12 protein-coding genes are annotated in these 14,449 nt (G+C 49.2%); 2 read left to right on the top strand and 10 right to left on the bottom strand.

Annotated elements, in window-relative coordinates:
• Positions 1 to 159: 159 nt before the first annotated feature.
• The 9 genes from HMPREF3168_RS10720 to HMPREF3168_RS06090 all read right to left on the bottom strand — a co-directional run bounded on the left by HMPREF3168_RS10720 (position 160) and on the right by HMPREF3168_RS06090 (position 10,987).
• Positions 160 to 465 (bottom strand): hypothetical protein, encoded by a 306-nt coding sequence (locus tag HMPREF3168_RS10720; RefSeq protein WP_231540038.1) that lies wholly within the window; start codon positions 463 to 465, stop codon positions 160 to 162.
• Between the two features lie 108 nt (positions 466 to 573).
• Complete coding sequence (locus HMPREF3168_RS06055) at positions 574 to 756, bottom strand: hypothetical protein (RefSeq protein ID WP_003612428.1); 183 nt, start codon at positions 754 to 756, stop codon at positions 574 to 576.
• Between the two features lie 161 nt (positions 757 to 917).
• On the bottom strand, positions 918 to 2,513 hold the full coding sequence (locus HMPREF3168_RS06060; protein ID WP_070489110.1) for an acyl-CoA dehydrogenase family protein: 1,596 nt from the start codon (positions 2,511 to 2,513) through the stop codon (positions 918 to 920).
• Positions 2,514 to 2,675: 162 nt separating this feature from the next.
• On the bottom strand, positions 2,676 to 4,253 hold the full coding sequence (locus tag HMPREF3168_RS06065) for an ATP-binding cassette domain-containing protein (protein WP_070489114.1): 1,578 nt from the start codon (positions 4,251 to 4,253) through the stop codon (positions 2,676 to 2,678).
• Entirely contained in the window at positions 4,250 to 5,812 is a 1,563-nt protein-coding gene (locus HMPREF3168_RS06070) for an ATP-binding cassette domain-containing protein (RefSeq protein ID WP_070489117.1), read from the bottom strand. The genes HMPREF3168_RS06065 and HMPREF3168_RS06070 overlap by 4 nt, the downstream gene beginning before the upstream one ends.
• Entirely contained in the window at positions 5,799 to 6,968 is a 1,170-nt protein-coding gene (locus HMPREF3168_RS06075) for a hypothetical protein (protein ID WP_014564481.1), read from the bottom strand. The genes HMPREF3168_RS06070 and HMPREF3168_RS06075 overlap by 14 nt, the downstream gene beginning before the upstream one ends.
• 181 nt (positions 6,969 to 7,149) lie before the next feature.
• Complete coding sequence (locus HMPREF3168_RS06080; protein WP_070489120.1) at positions 7,150 to 9,057, bottom strand: endonuclease MutS2; 1,908 nt, start codon at positions 9,055 to 9,057, stop codon at positions 7,150 to 7,152.
• Positions 9,058 to 9,137: 80 nt separating this feature from the next.
• On the bottom strand, positions 9,138 to 9,839 hold the full coding sequence (locus tag HMPREF3168_RS06085) for a hypothetical protein (RefSeq protein WP_070489123.1): 702 nt from the start codon (positions 9,837 to 9,839) through the stop codon (positions 9,138 to 9,140).
• Positions 9,840 to 10,072: 233 nt separating this feature from the next.
• Positions 10,073 to 10,987, bottom strand: coding sequence for a LysR family transcriptional regulator (locus HMPREF3168_RS06090; protein ID WP_070489126.1), 915 nt, complete (start codon positions 10,985 to 10,987; stop codon positions 10,073 to 10,075).
• 135 nt (positions 10,988 to 11,122) lie between these two features.
• Here HMPREF3168_RS06090 and HMPREF3168_RS06095 point away from each other — a divergent pair, with 135 nt between their 5' ends.
• Together HMPREF3168_RS06095 and HMPREF3168_RS06100 are read left to right on the top strand one after the other, a co-directional pair.
• The gene (locus tag HMPREF3168_RS06095) at positions 11,123 to 12,247 is read left to right on the top strand and encodes a 5-methyltetrahydropteroyltriglutamate--homocysteine S-methyltransferase (protein WP_070489129.1); all 1,125 of its coding nucleotides are present in this window, start codon (positions 11,123 to 11,125) and stop codon (positions 12,245 to 12,247) included.
• A 166-nt stretch (positions 12,248 to 12,413) separates the two neighbouring features.
• Positions 12,414 to 13,352, top strand: a complete 939-nt coding sequence (locus tag HMPREF3168_RS06100; protein ID WP_070489133.1) for an ROK family glucokinase — start codon at positions 12,414 to 12,416, stop codon at positions 13,350 to 13,352.
• Between the two features lie 50 nt (positions 13,353 to 13,402).
• On the opposite strand, the gene HMPREF3168_RS06105 is transcribed toward HMPREF3168_RS06100, so the two are convergent.
• Complete coding sequence (locus tag HMPREF3168_RS06105; RefSeq protein ID WP_070489136.1) at positions 13,403 to 14,326, bottom strand: L-lactate dehydrogenase; 924 nt, start codon at positions 14,324 to 14,326, stop codon at positions 13,403 to 13,405.
• Between the last annotated feature and the right edge of the window lie 123 nt (positions 14,327 to 14,449).

Consider the following 14,449-nt stretch of genomic DNA (forward strand, 5'->3'; position numbering starts at 1 on the left):
GCCGGGGCCTCTTCAGCGCTTTTCAGCCACCGTGCCTCTCTGAAAGAAGATTTGACCAGCTACTTATCTTTTCTTTGTCAACGTTTTTTCATTTTTTAATCATAATATAATAACGATAGCCACTTGTCAACCTTTCGCGGCAAAAATTATCCAAGCCGGCTAATCGTCCTGCTTTTGCTTGCCGGAATTAAATTTCCGATCCCGCAGATAGTCGGCAATCGTCGCGCCAATGAAGATCAAGTCAAAGGGGCCTAGAAGGGCCAGGCCGGCGATGTTCAACATGCTATAGGCCGCCGCGTTGGTAACTATGATAATTCCGATAGGAATCAGTATGTTCCAATAGCCAATCCGGTAACGGAAGAAATCTCTAATTTCTTGCAACTTTGGCGCGAAAGGTACAGCCAAAATAAAGCCCAACAGTAGCCCAGACGTGAAGATGCTGATTAACAAACTGTTTAGAACCATGATAATGCCTCCAAAATTTACTTTCCTAGAAAACAACAAATACAGCATTAATACCTGGAATTATAGTTCTGTTTCTAATCGCATACAAGTGGAAAATATCCAAGCCGGCTAATCGTCCTGGCCGCGGTCCCGCTTGTCTTCTTCCTCGCGCTTGATCTTGAGGACTAAGGGGGTCAGTTTGATTACCAGGAACTTGGCAAAGTAGTAGGCGATCACGAAGAAGATGATGATGCCGACCAGTTGGGCAAGCAAGACTGGCCAGATGTTGTAAGCTACCTCAGTTAAAATCATTTTTTCTCACTCCATTTCAAAAAACATGCTTTTCACTTTTGACATCAAGATAATTATAACTCTATATATTAATTATGTATAAGTTCTTTACACTGCTTGCCTAGAGTAAAGAAAAAACCGCCAGCTGCGGTTAAATACCAACGGCTGGCGGTTATTAATTTTTAGCCCAAACGGTTGAGCAGTTCCTTCAAGAAGTCGTAAGTGCTGCCGACGTAGTGGTAGTCTGAACCTTCGAAGACGATAGCGTTCGGGTTGGTGTTGACGGAGATGATGTTTTCAGCATGGTCAACAGTAAAGGTGTATTGCGGCGCGCCGGCAATCCCCAGGTTGATCAAAACTTGCGGCTTGATCTTATGGCCGTTGACGCCGAGCTGCTGGCCACGGTTGAAGTCTGAGCCGACCATTGGTCTGGTAACCCCGATTTCAGCACCCAGCTTTTCAGCTACTTGCTTGGCCAGAGCGATAGTTTCCGGCTGGTTGGCACCACGGCCCAGAGCCAGAACGATCTTGGCCTTTGGCAGGCCGGCTGCTTGTGATGGGCTGCTTACCGCGTCAACCGCGCCGGCTGGAGTCTTGGCTGCTTCCAGAAGCGGCAGGATCTGGTCAAGGTCGGTCAAGTCAGCTTGTTTTCTTGCCACTTCCTGGCTTGGTACATTAGCCATTTCAGCGTTGCTGATTTCCGTGTACATCTTTTCGATCGTGCCTTCAGCGATTTCCATGGCTCTGGCGTCTCTTACCAGGTGTTCTGGAGAAAATTCAGCGCTGTAGCCGTAGCCGCCCATGATCTGCAGGGTCAAGTCACAGGATTCAACCGCTGCCTTGCTGCCGAAGCACTTAGCCATAGCTGATTGTTCCATGTATGGCAGGCCGGCATCCTTGCGGCGGGCAGCTTCCTCGTAAACCAAACGGGTCAGTTCCTTGTTGGTCGCAATCTTGCTGATCTTGTATTGGGTAACTTGCATGTCCTTGAGCAGGGTATTACCTGACTTGCGCTTAGCCGCGTAGTTTTTGGCAATATCAAGGGCATGTTCCTGGATCCCGGTCAAAACGGCCCCCATCAAGTAGCGGGCATCATCGTGGGCGTTGTTGGCAATTTCCAAGCCTTGCCCCCGCTTGCCCAGCATGTTTTCCGGACCAACTTCGATCTGGTTCATGACAACTTCACCGCAAGGAATTCCCCGCAGGCCGATGAACTTTTCAACATAGCCAAAGGAGAAGCCTGGCATCCCCTTGTCCACGATAAAGACGGAGTATTCGTTAGGACCAGTCTTCACGTTGACTGAGTAAACTTGAGCCAGGGTCCCGTTGGTAATCATAACCTTGTCGCCGTTGATGATCCAGCGGCCGTCCTTTTCAACAGCGTAGGACTGGTGCTTGCTTGGGTCTGAGCCGCCTTCCGGTTCAGTGTTGGAGAAGCCGAGGATGGCTTGGGCACCCCAGGCAAAGTAGCGCTTCTTAGCGACGTCAGTGCCGTACTTAGCCAGCTGGTCACAGCTCTTGTAGTGGCCTTCCAGCATTACGCCGACACTGGCGTTGGCCTTGGCCAGGATGTTGACGATCTTGCCGGCGGTTTGAGCGGAAACGTCCAGTCCGCCATATTCCTTAGGGATTTTTGCCCGCAAAAGGCCCAGGTCAACGATCTTCTGGAAAATGCCGTTTGGCAGCTTGGCCTGGCGGTCGATCTGCAGGTCAAAAGGCGCTACATCCTTGTCTGCCAATTGCTGAACGGCTTGCAAAAGTTTGGTTTCATTAGTCATGCTAGTATCCTTATCATTCTTTTATCATATAGAGAAGCAACGTTTTTTATTTCGTACAGCCGAAATAAAGAAAACGCTTTTATAGTTAATATACTATCACAAACTAGTGGCAATGTGCAATAGGAGGAATAAAAAAGGCCCACTCGCGTGAACCTTTCCAGTTTAATCAAGTTGAATTTCGCGGTCAAAAAGCCGGCGGCTTTCCGCGGTCAGATTGTGGGCGACGAACATGATCGTTTTATCCGTCTTGAGCAAGCGGGTAATAACCTCCCGCGTGGCGGCCTGGTCAATAGCGCTGGTGCCTTCATCGATCAAAAGCAGCTGGCTGTGGTAAAGATAGCTGCGGGCCAGAACAATTTTTTGCCGCTGACCGCCAGAAACATTGCTGTTTTCTACGGCAACTATTGTATCAAGCCCGGCCGGCCACAGGCGCAGGTCTTCACTTAAGTTTACCTGGTCTGCTGTTTGGCGGAGCAAGTCTTGATCGCTTAAAGCCGGATTGAACATAGTCATGTTTTCAGCAACGCTGCCAGGGAAAAGCTGGGGATCCTGGGGGAGATAGCCGATTTGGCTCAAGTTGGGCTGAATGACCTTGCCCTTCTGGTCCAGATAGTGAATTTCTCCACTGGCTGCCTTGACTTCACCCAAGAGCAGCTTGAAAAAAGTACTTTTCCCCCGGCCGCTGGCACCGGTCAGCAGAACTTTTTCTCCAGGCTGCAGCTTGATGGCCGGGTAAGCCAGGGTGAGACCGTTAAAGTCAATGGTTAAAGGACTGCTGGCAAAAGCAGCTGGAGCTTGGCCGGTCTCTTTTTTCTCCGGGACAGCTTCTCTTTGCTTAAGCAGGTCTTGCCGCAGCTGGCGGCTGCCGGAAATTTCGCCTAAGTAGTCAGCCGCGTTCTGCAGATTGCCAAAAAAGTCACTGTTAAAAGAAGCAATGCTGCTGAGCAGGCCAAAAGCCGTCCAGTGTCGGATGACCAGAAAGGCGGTCAAGAGCAGGATCAGGCTGCTGCCAAGAGAATATACCAGCTGATTGAGGTAATCCAAATGGGAGGAGACGGCGCTTTTGTGCACATGGGCATCTTCCAGTTCCTTGGCGGCCAGGCCGGCTTTTTCCTTAAACCAGGCTAAGGACAGGCAGCGGTGCAAGTCGCCAAGGCCGAGCAGCCAGTCGCCAAGAACCTTGAGATAGGCCTGGTTCTGCGCGGCCAGTCTGTGATTGGCGTGGTTGAGCTGGCGGTCAAGCAGGCGGGGAAGGTAGATCTGCATCAAGGCAAAGATGAGGCAGGCGATGAAGAGACTCCAGTGAAAACTGAGCAGGGCACCGCCAGAAGCCAGGACGGTCATGCCGGCCTTAAAGCTGCTGTAAATATTGCGCAGGTAGCTGACAGTCAGCAAGTCCCCTTCCTTAAGCAGCTGGTTTTGCGCCTGGGCTGGATCGTGTGCTTGGCCATCATTGAATATATGCAGGGCAAGCTCTTGCCGGATCTGCTGCAGGTAGCTTTGGATCAGCTGTTCCAGGGACAGGTTGCCATAGTAGGTGAGCAGGGCACTGAAGACCAGGCAGGCCAGCTGCAAGGCCAGCATTTGGGCAAAAAGCACGGGCTGCCGGTTTCTTAAAGCATTGAATTCCAAAGTTAAGGCGTAAGAAGACCCGACCAGCAGCAAGGAACTTAAAGCCGCGGCCAGGAAGAGCAGGCTGCTTTTGACTGGCTTGCGGAGGTAAAATTCTTTAAAAGTCATACATGCTCCCTCTTAGCTAAGCTGATTTCCCGGTCAAAGCGGGCTTTTTGTTCAGGGCTTAAATTGTGGGCAACGAAAATGACGGTTGCTGGCAATTGGCAAAGGGTCCGCAAGATCTGATCCTGGCCGGCCCGGTCAACCGCGCTCAGTGACTCATCCAGCAAAAGCAGGGGAAAGCCATGGCTTAAAGTCCGGGCAAGAGCCAGTTTTTGCTTTTGACCGCTGGACAGAGTCAAATCGTCTGGAGTAATCTGGCGCTGGGGATCAAGCTGGAGGCCGACTGTTTCCAGGTAATCTTTTGGATTAGCACTTAGGCCAGGGCTATGCATGGTCACGTTTTCCGCTAAAGTCGCGGGGAACAGGACCAGGTCCTGAGCCAGGTAGCCGATTGAGTAAGAATCCGGCTGGAAGGCCTGGCCAGCAGCGTCTTTAAAGATGATCTGGCCTTTTTCAGCTTGTAAATTGCCTAAAAGCAGTTTTAAAAGGGTGCTTTTACCGCTGCCGCTGTCGCCAGTGATAAGGATTTTTTCACCAGCATGGATGGTCAAATCGGGGTAGGACAAAAGCTGCTTGCCGTGGGTCAGGGAGACTTGTTTGATCTCGATTTGGGCCATCCGGTTGACCGGCTGCAGATTGTCATTTTTCTTGCTTTCCTGCAGGCGGCTAAGCTGCTGGCGCAGGCTTTTGGTCGAATTTAGATAAGAATAGCTGCCGGCGATGTTTTCCAGGACGGAAAAAATACTGCTGGCGAAATAACCAGACGTGATAACGCCACCTAAGGACATTTGTCCTTTAAAGAAGAGGAAGCCGGCGATGAGGGGGATGCTGACTGTGCCTAAGGCGTTGCTAAGGCTTTGCAGGCAATGGATCTGGCTGTTGATCTTGCGGCGGCTGACTTGCCGGTCGGCCAGCTCTTGGCCGGACTTAAGCAGGGCTTTTTGATAAGGGCCTTTGGCAAAGTAACGGCGAAGTTCTGCCAGGCCGGCAGTCCATTGGGCGATAGTCGCTAAAAAGTGCTGACTAGCGGCAGACAATTGATCGGTGGCCTGGTTGCTGTATTTTTCCAGTAAGCGGGCAATCGCGAAGGAAGTCACGGTAGTTAAGAGGCTGGCCAGGAGCAGGAGCCAGTGAAAAGACAAGAGGCTGGCGGCAACCATAAGCGCGTTGATAACGTCACAGATCAAGTAAAAGAGAACAGTAGCGTAATCGTAAGTCAAAGTGTCAAGGTCTTGGCTAAAATGGTTGGTCATCTCGGAGAGGCCGGCAGGCTGTTGGTAATAGTGGTCAGCCAGTCTGTCTCTGACGCCGTGCAGATACTGCTGGGTCTGCTTGCTGAAGAGGTAGTTGGCCCCGTTGAAAGCAAAGTTTAGGACTAAGGCCAGGGCAAACTGAATCAGAAGCAGGCTGCAAAAAATGTTAAAACGGCCGGCGGAAACTTGGTTGACCATTGGCGAGAACAGGTAAGTTGAAGCAACGTCGATGACCTGGGTCATGACCAGCAGGGCAAAGATAATGGCGAAGCGGCCCCGGTTGCTGTTGATTAGTTTACGTAAAGTCATGGGCAAAAATCGTGTAGTCTTTTTCTCCTAAAGGATCTTGCGATATGAGTTGCATAACGGTTTCGGCCTCTTTTTTTAGACCTAGTTTTGCTAGAGAGGCTGCTAAGATTTGTTTCATTCTTTTTATACCTAGAACATCGCCCAACTGGCGGTATTCTGATAGAGCATCAATGCTTCCAGATATGGCAAGTGAGAAATCTTCGATCTTGTAGTCGATATAAGCAGCTGTAGCAAGTTCTTCAGCTAAATACTCACTGTTATACGCGGAAGTCAGTTTGATGCTGTTTTTTATGAGTTTTTTGGCAAGATCATAGTTTTGCAACTCCAGTTCCAATTGAACTTGATTAATTGAAATTTGACTATAGTAACGAACAAGCTCAGAAATCAATGTAGTGTTGGCAGCATCGCTTGTTGTAATACAGCTGTTTAGAATTGTACTGGCACTAAGCAGCAGGAGACGGGCGTCTTGCAGATGCTGATAGTGATTATCGGTGGTAGAAATTAGAGCTAGCGCAAGTAAGTTGTCAATAAGAACTAAAGATTCCTCGGTTTGATCTTGAAGAATCATTTTAGAGGTCAAGACTGACATCGTCTTATAAAAATCCTCAGTATTATTAGTTCGTTTTAGTTTTAAGACGCACAAGCGATGAAGTATCAGTCTTTGAATTTCAGGGTCCTCTGCTTTATCTAAAGCTAAGTTAAAAATTATTTCTGCTAAGCTTGCATCTCTCTCAATACCGCAAAGCGTAGCGAGTTTTACCAAATCGGCTGGGGAATCTATCTGACATAATTCATCTTGCCGGATTGTGACCACGGAGTGACAAGACGAATAGTAGCCGAGGATCATTACGATAGAGTCAATCCAAGTTGCCAGGTCGGAGATGTCAATTGTCATGAGCTGGGCTACGATCTCTTCTTCGGTTGGTAAAGTTATCCCAAGCTTTTTACTGACTTGTTCAATAAAGTAGAATTGTGATGTCGATTTGCGCAGTCCGAAGTCTGTTAAGAACTCAGGTGCTTTTAGACTTCTGCTGTGAGCGGGTTTGTTTTGTAAAACTGTTTCTTTTGCGTATTGTATTCTTTCAAACAAAACAGGAGATTCTTGCCATGAAGAATCTCCTGACTTGAAAGAACTTAAAAATGATTCAAATTTCATGCTCTTCCCTTAGTAATTACATTGTGATTCCATGAAAGCACGATATCTGAAAAATAAGAAATCGTGTTGTTGTCTAAATCTTCAATCATTTTCTCCAAATCCATTGTTATCATCTCCTTATCATTTCTTAGTAATTTTAGTCTAATTCTATTACTTAGTCAACTGGTATAAGCAGAAAACATTAACTATTTTTACTGCTATTACTTTTCACTTCTTGCTCATACTTTACTAATTTCTTATAAGCTTTTTTGCTCCCGCGGTTCAAGTCCTTGTTAAATTTATATTCTTGCCAGTCGCTTATAAAGAGCAGGTCCAGGTTATAGCCCTCTGGATAAAGGTCGGCAGCTTTTCGCCGTAATTTTAACCGTTTAACGGGAACGACAGAAAATTGTTTGTTGACGAAAATTTTTGCCAAGGTTTGGTTTGCTTCTAAGGCGTAGAAAATACCCTCTCTTTCCAGATTGCCCGCGTAGACCACGTCTCCTTTGCAAAAATGTGTTTTGACTATTTTGCTAGTAGCTTTTTCTTTCAAAACGACTGTACTGCTGCTGAGTGGCAATTGACCGGCTAAAACTTTTTGCGCCTGGTCGATAATTTCTTTTGGCATCCCTACTTTTTGAGCAATCCAAAAAGCCCGGCTCTGACCGACTTGGTCTAAGAGAAGACGGTAGGTTGGGGTGAGGGTGTCGGCATTGAAGTCCATTGACGCGGTCCGGTAATTTGGATGCTTAACAGCATAATCTTTAATTCTGCTGTAGTGGGTCGTGGCTAAAACTAAGCACCCCTTAAGTTGCAGGGCTTGCAAGACGGAAATAGCAATAGCAGCTCCTTCATCGGGGTCAGTGCCACTACCCAGTTCATCGAGCAAAACTAGACTGCGGCTTTGAGCGTGAGTGACAATTTTGGCAATGTTGGTCATTTCTGCTGAGAAGGTCGACAGGGAGTTATCTAGGTCCTGTTGGTCACCAATTTGGCTGAAAATCTGCTGGCTGACAGGGATATCACAGATTTCCCGGCTGGGCAGAAAAAGCCCAATCTCTGTCATCATGATAGCCAGGCCGCAGTTTTTTAAAGTGGCGGTTTTGCCACCGGCATTTGGTCCAGTAATGATCAAGCCGCGAACTGGTGGCTTGATTTCCAGGTCAAGTGGAACGGGATTTTTAAGCAGGGGATGCCGCATCCCCCGTAAAAGTAGCTGATTTGTCTGATTTAATCTGGCCCGCTTGCCATTCAGCTCCCGGCTATATCGCGCCCGGGCCATAATTTGATCAATTGCCGCGACGACATCAATGTTACGTAATAGGCCGTGGCTTTCTTCATAGACGGTAGCGGTCAGCTGCCCGAGGATCATCGCTTCAATAGCTTCAATTTGTCCCTTGACAGCAATCTTTTCGCTGCTCAGCTGGTCCAGCTTGCGCGGAAGAATGAAGGCCGTCTGTCCATTGGCTGAATAAGCGATGATTCGTCCAGCGATTGCCTTTTTAAAGCTGCTTTTGACGGGCAGAGTCAAGTGACCATCTTTTTCTACCAGTCGCTGTTCTTGCAAGCTTTGGCTGACATTCTTGCTTTGCAGCAGCTTACCAGCCGTATCTTTTATTTCCTGGCTTAGTTCCTGTTCTTGCCGCCGCAGCCGCCTTAAGTCGCGGTCAGCGCTGTCGGCAACTTGACCATGTTCTATTGACTGATAAATCTGTTCAACCAGTTTTGGAAAAAGCTGGAGTTCTTCACCATAGGAATTAAGGATTGGAACCAGATCTTTTTCTCTGTACAAAAAGCGTTGCAGCAATTCACAGACCCGGAGATAATCAGCAACTTTTTCCAAATCATCTGCTGATAGAAGGAGCCCCTTCTGAGCGCGATTGATCAATGGCAAAAGGGAATCTGAAGAAACAAACGGCAGCTGCAAGCTCCGCTCTAAGAGCCGCGTACCTTCCTCTGTTTCATCGAGCAAGTGGGTAACAGCTGCCGGTTTGGTCAATGGCTGGGCCTGCAGAAGCAAGTTTCTGGCTTCGGGGGACTTGGCGTAAGACGCTACTTGGGTAAGGACTTGTGCAAATTGCAATTGGTTGTTTTCAAAAAATTCAGTCATCTAATTTTCCTTTAATCTGATATACGTAAAAAACCGGTCTCCAAATAAGTTGGAGACCGGTTGATAATATTCTGCTTTAATTAAGCGAAGTTTTCCTGCAGGTCCTTCACGCCGGCTTCTGACAGGGTGGTGTAGATTGAACACTTAACGCCCTTGAAGGTTTCCAGGCTAAGTTCGATGCTCTTTTCACCATTGCTGCCATCGCTGACTGCCACGCCCAAAAGCTTGTAGGCAGTTGAAGTCGGGTCTGGTGAGAAGTACAGGCGCTTCTTGCCGTCAGTTACTGACTTTTCAGTGTAGAAGTAAACCTTGGCCGGGAAGGACTTGACTGCCAGGTTGAGGTCGCTGGAGTCAACCTCGTTCAAGGTCAGCAATTCGTAGTGCTGAGCCAGGTGACCGCCAACGCTTTGGAAGACAGCCAGGAACTTTTCGGTTGCTTCAGGGTCAACTTCACCAAAGTCGATGTTGTCGTTTTCTTGTACCAATGACAAGATCAACAAGTGCTTAGTATCCTTGTCGTAGTATACGCTGAAGTTTTCAACGCCACCTGGCCAAGGAGCCTTGCCCTTTTCATATTGGGTAAAGTAGACGCTTGAGTCGTTCTTGACAACCAGCTTGCTTGCGCCATCAACGGTCTCCAGAATGGTGATCGGCATTGGCGGAACATAGCTGTCCTTTTGACGCTGTGCCCACAGCTGGGATTGCTTCTTCTTTTCATTGCGGGAGTTGATGTAAGTACCGACGCAGATGATGATGACCAATAATAAAAGTATCCAACCCATAGTTGTCTAAACCTCCAGTATAGGCATTTCTTCCGAGCTGAAAAAATGCTTGATTAATGCTAAGTTAAAATTTATCTGGTTCAAAGCTAAGCGCTAAGCCCGTTTATATCTTTTAATTTTACTACAAAATAGCCGTTTGGCAAACCTTGTATAGGCCGCAAAGTTATTAAAATTAAGCGGAGACGGGGGTTTTTAAGAAAAAAGCAGCTGATCCTTATTAGAAATAAATTAAGTTAGCGCTTGGCATTCTTTTCAATGCTTTCCCTTAAGTAGCCCAGGTACTTTTGCCCAATGGAAGAAAGCTGGTGCAGGCGGTTGGTCAGGTAGCCGATTTCAATGTATTCGTCGCTGATCAAAGGCCGGGCGATGATGTCGTCCCCGTTTAAGTCAGCGTTGATGATCCCTGAAGAGATGGTATAGCCGTTTAAGCCGATTGCCAGGTTAAACAGGGTAGCCCGGTCACTGACAATAATGGATTTTGGGGAATGCTGGTCAGCTAGGGTTTCTTCCCAGTAATAGAAGGAATTGTGCTGGCCCTGGTCGTAGCTGAGCTTGGGGTAGGGCAAGAGGTCTGCTAAGGAGATAGATTTTTTGCCGGCTAGGGGATGGTTTCTGTATAAAAAGACGTGGGGGTGGGCCTTAAAGAGGGGCATAAAGCTGAGTTCCTTTTCCTGGAAGCTGTTTTCCATGACCTGGCGGTTGTAGCGGCTGAGGTAGACAATGCCGATCTCGCTGTGGAGGTTGGCCACGTCTTCGATGACTTCATAGGTCCGCATCTCTTTGAGGCTGGCTTGGTAGTCGCTCTGGCCGATTTCTTTTAACAGCTGGACGAAGGCGTCAACGGCGAAAGCATAGTGCTGGGCTGCCACGGAAAAAATCTTCGGCGCGCTGGACTGGTCGCCATAGCGGCGCTCAAGCAACTGGACCTGGTCCAGGATCTGCTGGGCGTATTGCATGAACTCCCGGCCATCTTCGGTTAAGCTAACCCCTTTTTTGCCCCGGATCAGGATGGTGATCCCCATTTCTTTTTCCAGCTGCTTGATGGCGCTGGACAGGGTGGGCTGGGCGATGAAAAGTTCTTTGGCTGCCTCGGTCATGTTGCCGAGGGCGACGACTTTTTGCAGATAGAGCAGTTGCTGGATGCGCATGGTCGAACCTCCATAGTTTAAATCTATCGATACACGATAAAAATAGCTATTTTCAATCATAACGAGATCTGGCTATAATAACAAGCATTAAGAGCAAATTAAAAATACGATTTAAAAACTTCGGAGGTAATTCAGATGTCATTTCCACGTTACGATATTGTCGGCAGTTTCTTGCGTCCAGCAGCATTAAAGGAAGCCCGGGAAAAATTTGCCCGCGGAGAAATCAGTCAGGCCGAGCTTACGGCCGTAGAAGATCAGGAAATCAAGAACCTGGTGCAAAAAGAAGTCGCTGCCGGCTTAAAGGTAGTTTCTGATGGGGAATTCCGCCGCAGCTATTGGCACTTGGATACTTTCTGGGGCTTTGGCGGGGTAGAACATGTACGGGCTGAGCATGGCTACTTCTTCCATGATGAAGAAACCCGTCCAGACGCGGCCAAGTTGGTTGGCAAATTGACTTATGAATCCGGCCACCCGGACGTGGCAGCTTTCGACTTCCTCAAGCCTTTGGCGGATGCAGCTGGCGTTGAAGCCCGGCAGAGTATCCCAGCCCCAGCTCAGCTCTACTGTGAACTGATTTGCCGCAACGATGAATTGATCGCGGCTACTGATGCCGTTTACCCTGACCGGGCAGAACTGGCCAAGGACGTTTCCAAGGTCTACCGGGAATTGATCTTGGACTTGTACAAGCACGGTGCCCGCGACATCAAGCTGGACGACTGTACTTGGGGCGTCTTGGTCAACGACAGCTTCTGGCATGCTTTTGACGAAGGCCACCTTAAGCGCGAAGAAATCCTGCAGCTTTACAAGGAAATCAATGAAAATGCTTTGGTTGATCTGCCAGAAGACTTGCGGATCACGACCCACATCTGCCGGGGCAACTACGACTCAACTTGGGCTTCAGAAGGCGGCTACGGCTCAGCTGCTCCTTACGTCTTCAAGGAAAAAGGGGTGGAGGCCTTCTACCTGGAATTTGACGACGACCGGTCAGGCGACTTCGCTCCTTTAGCTGAAGTGCCAGCCGACAAGGTAGTTGTTTTGGGCCTGGTAACCAGCAAGAAGCCGGAATTGGAAGACCCGGAAGCTTTGAAGGCCCGGATCAAGGAAGCCGGCCAGTACCACCCATTGGCTACTACGGCTCTCAGCACCCAGTGCGGCTTTGCCTCAACTGAAGAAGGCAACCACTTGACTGATGAAGAACAATGGGCCAAGATCAAGCTGGTCATCGACACGGCTAGGGAAGTTTGGCCAGACGCTGAATAATCAATAGGGATGCCTCCTTGCGCGGGGCATCTTTTTGATATTTGGAAAAAATGTCACAAGTCTGATAATTTTTTCAAAAAGTAAGCCGAAGCGCTTTCGAAAAGCCAAATTCTTCTTTATAATAGGACTAGCAAAAAGAGAACATTGAAGAAATGAGGCAACTACTTTGAAGAAATATGCATTTGGTGTTGACATCGGTGGTACCACTGTAAAGATTGGTTTGTTTGAAACCAACGGTGAATTGTCCCAAAAGTGGGAAATCCCAACCAGAAAAGAAGGCAACGGGGCTAAGATCCTGCCTGACATCGCAGCTTCTCTGAACGACAAGCTGAAGGAACTGGACATTCCCAAGGAAGAAGTAGTCGGGATCGGCATCGACGTGCCAGGTCCAATCCTGGACGACGAAATCGTTAACCGCTGCGTCAACCTGGGTTGGGGCGTCTTCAACGTGGCTGAAAAGGTCCGCAAGCTGACTGGCCTGGACGAAGTCAAGGTAGCCAACGACGCCAACGCTGCTGCTTTGGGTGAAATGTGGCAAGGTGGTGGTGAAAGCCACCAAAACGTTGTCATGGTTACCCTGGGTACCGGTGTCGGCGGCGGGATCATCTCTGAAGGCAAGATCGTCGCTGGTGCCTTTGGGGCTGCCGGGGAAATCGGCCACATGCTGGTCAACAAGGATGAAACCCAGCTCTGCGGCTGTGGTAAGAAGGGCCACCTGGAACAATACGCTTCCGCTACTGGCATTGCCCGCAAGGCCAAGGAACTTCTGGCTGAAAGCGGCGAAGAATCAAGCCTGCGCGGGGTAGACCAGCTTGACGCCAAGGCAGTCTTTGACGCGGCTAAGGAAGGCGACAAGCTGGCTTTGGAAATTGTGGACTTTGTCGGCGAAACTTTGGGCACTGCCCTGGCTTCCATCTCCTGCGTCTTTGACCCAGAAGTCTACGTTATCGGCGGCGGGGTCTCCAAGGCTGGCCAAATCTTGCTCGACACTGTGCAAAAGCACTTCGTTGACGCGGCCTTCCACGCTTCTGAAGGTACTGAATTCGCCTTGGCCCAACTGGGCAACGATGCCGGTATGTACGGTGCCGTTAAGACGGTTCTGTAATTTTGAATGTAAAAAAGCACCAGGCTTTTAAAGTCTGGTGCTTTTTTCGTTTATCCTAAAGAGTCCAGGGTTGCCTTCATCGTCGCGGCTGAGGCCTGCATCTTGGCCAATTCGCTGTCATTTAACGGCAATTCCAGTACGTGGCTGATCCCTTGTCCGTTGATGATGGCCAGGGTGCCCAGGTAGATCTCATCCTTGATCCCGTATTCCCCGTGCAACGGCGCGGAAAGAGGCAGGGCCAGGTCGTTGTTTTCCAAAATAGCCGCCACGATCTTGGCCAGCATCATGGCCACGCCATAGTAGGTCGCGCCCTTTTTGCCGATAATCTCGCCGCCCTTTTCCCGGACGTGGGCTTCAATCTCATCCAAGGCTGCTTCTGTCATGCCCGGATAGTCAAGCAAGGGCTTGCCGTTGACCACGGCACTTGAGAAGTTCTCAAAGCTGCTGTCGCCATGTTCACCCAGAACCCAGGCGTTGACTGATTCAATTGGCACTTGCAGCCGCTTGGCCAGTTCTACCCGCAAACGAGCTGAGTCCAGGGAAGTCCCGGTCCCGATGACCCGCTTCTTTGGGAAGCCGGACAGCTTCTGGGTCAAAGTGGTCAAGATGTCAACCGGGTTGGCGGAAACGACGAAGATGCCGCTGAAGCCGGAAGCTACGACTGGATCAATGATGCTCCGCAAGATGGCTTCATTCTTCTTGATCAAGTCAAGCCGGCTTTCACCTGGCTTGCGGGGCACGCCGGCCGTGATAACTACCACGTCGGCGTCAGCCGCGTCGCTGTAGTCACCAGCTCTCAGCTTGGTCTGGCCCGTAAAGTAGGTCAGGTCTTCCAGGTCCAGGCAGTCGCCCGCGGCCCGGTCTTTATTCAAGTCGCAGATGACCAGTTCATCCACCCGCGTTGTTTGCAATAAATCGTTGGCAAAGTTGGAACCGACAGCACCGTCGCCAACCAGCAGGACTTTTCTACTCATTATTTAATCCTCCTTCAAGGAAATTAGCTAACCATATTATAACTGAATTAGCTGGAAAATTTCCCGGAAAATAAAAAACGCGGCCCAGAGGACCAATGTCATTAAGTTAAGACATTGACTCTG

The organism is Lactobacillus sp. HMSC08B12, assembly GCF_001808415.1.
Taxonomy (GTDB): domain Bacteria; phylum Bacillota; class Bacilli; order Lactobacillales; family Lactobacillaceae; genus Lactobacillus; species Lactobacillus delbrueckii.

Excerpts from the sequence above, each read along its gene's own strand:
- HMPREF3168_RS06090 (WP_070489126.1), bottom strand. The coding sequence starts at position 10,987 with ATGCGCATCCAGCAACTGCTCTATCTGCAAAAAGTCGTCGCCCTCGGC.
- HMPREF3168_RS10720 (WP_231540038.1), bottom strand. The coding sequence starts at position 465 with ATGGTTCTAAACAGTTTGTTAATCAGCATCTTCACGTCTGGGCTACTG.
- HMPREF3168_RS06065 (WP_070489114.1), bottom strand. The coding sequence starts at position 4,253 with ATGACTTTTAAAGAATTTTACCTCCGCAAGCCAGTCAAAAGCAGCCTG.
- HMPREF3168_RS06105 (WP_070489136.1), bottom strand. The coding sequence starts at position 14,326 with ATGAGTAGAAAAGTCCTGCTGGTTGGCGACGGTGCTGTCGGTTCCAAC.
- HMPREF3168_RS06085 (WP_070489123.1), bottom strand. The coding sequence starts at position 9,839 with ATGGGTTGGATACTTTTATTATTGGTCATCATCATCTGCGTCGGTACT.
- HMPREF3168_RS06055 (WP_003612428.1), bottom strand. The coding sequence starts at position 756 with ATGATTTTAACTGAGGTAGCTTACAACATCTGGCCAGTCTTGCTTGCC.
- HMPREF3168_RS06095 (WP_070489129.1), top strand. The coding sequence starts at position 11,123 with ATGTCATTTCCACGTTACGATATTGTCGGCAGTTTCTTGCGTCCAGCA.
- HMPREF3168_RS06075 (WP_014564481.1), bottom strand. The coding sequence starts at position 6,968 with ATGAAATTTGAATCATTTTTAAGTTCTTTCAAGTCAGGAGATTCTTCA.
- HMPREF3168_RS06060 (WP_070489110.1), bottom strand. The coding sequence starts at position 2,513 with ATGACTAATGAAACCAAACTTTTGCAAGCCGTTCAGCAATTGGCAGAC.
- HMPREF3168_RS06070 (WP_070489117.1), bottom strand. The coding sequence starts at position 5,812 with ATGACTTTACGTAAACTAATCAACAGCAACCGGGGCCGCTTCGCCATT.
- HMPREF3168_RS06080 (WP_070489120.1), bottom strand. The coding sequence starts at position 9,057 with ATGACTGAATTTTTTGAAAACAACCAATTGCAATTTGCACAAGTCCTT.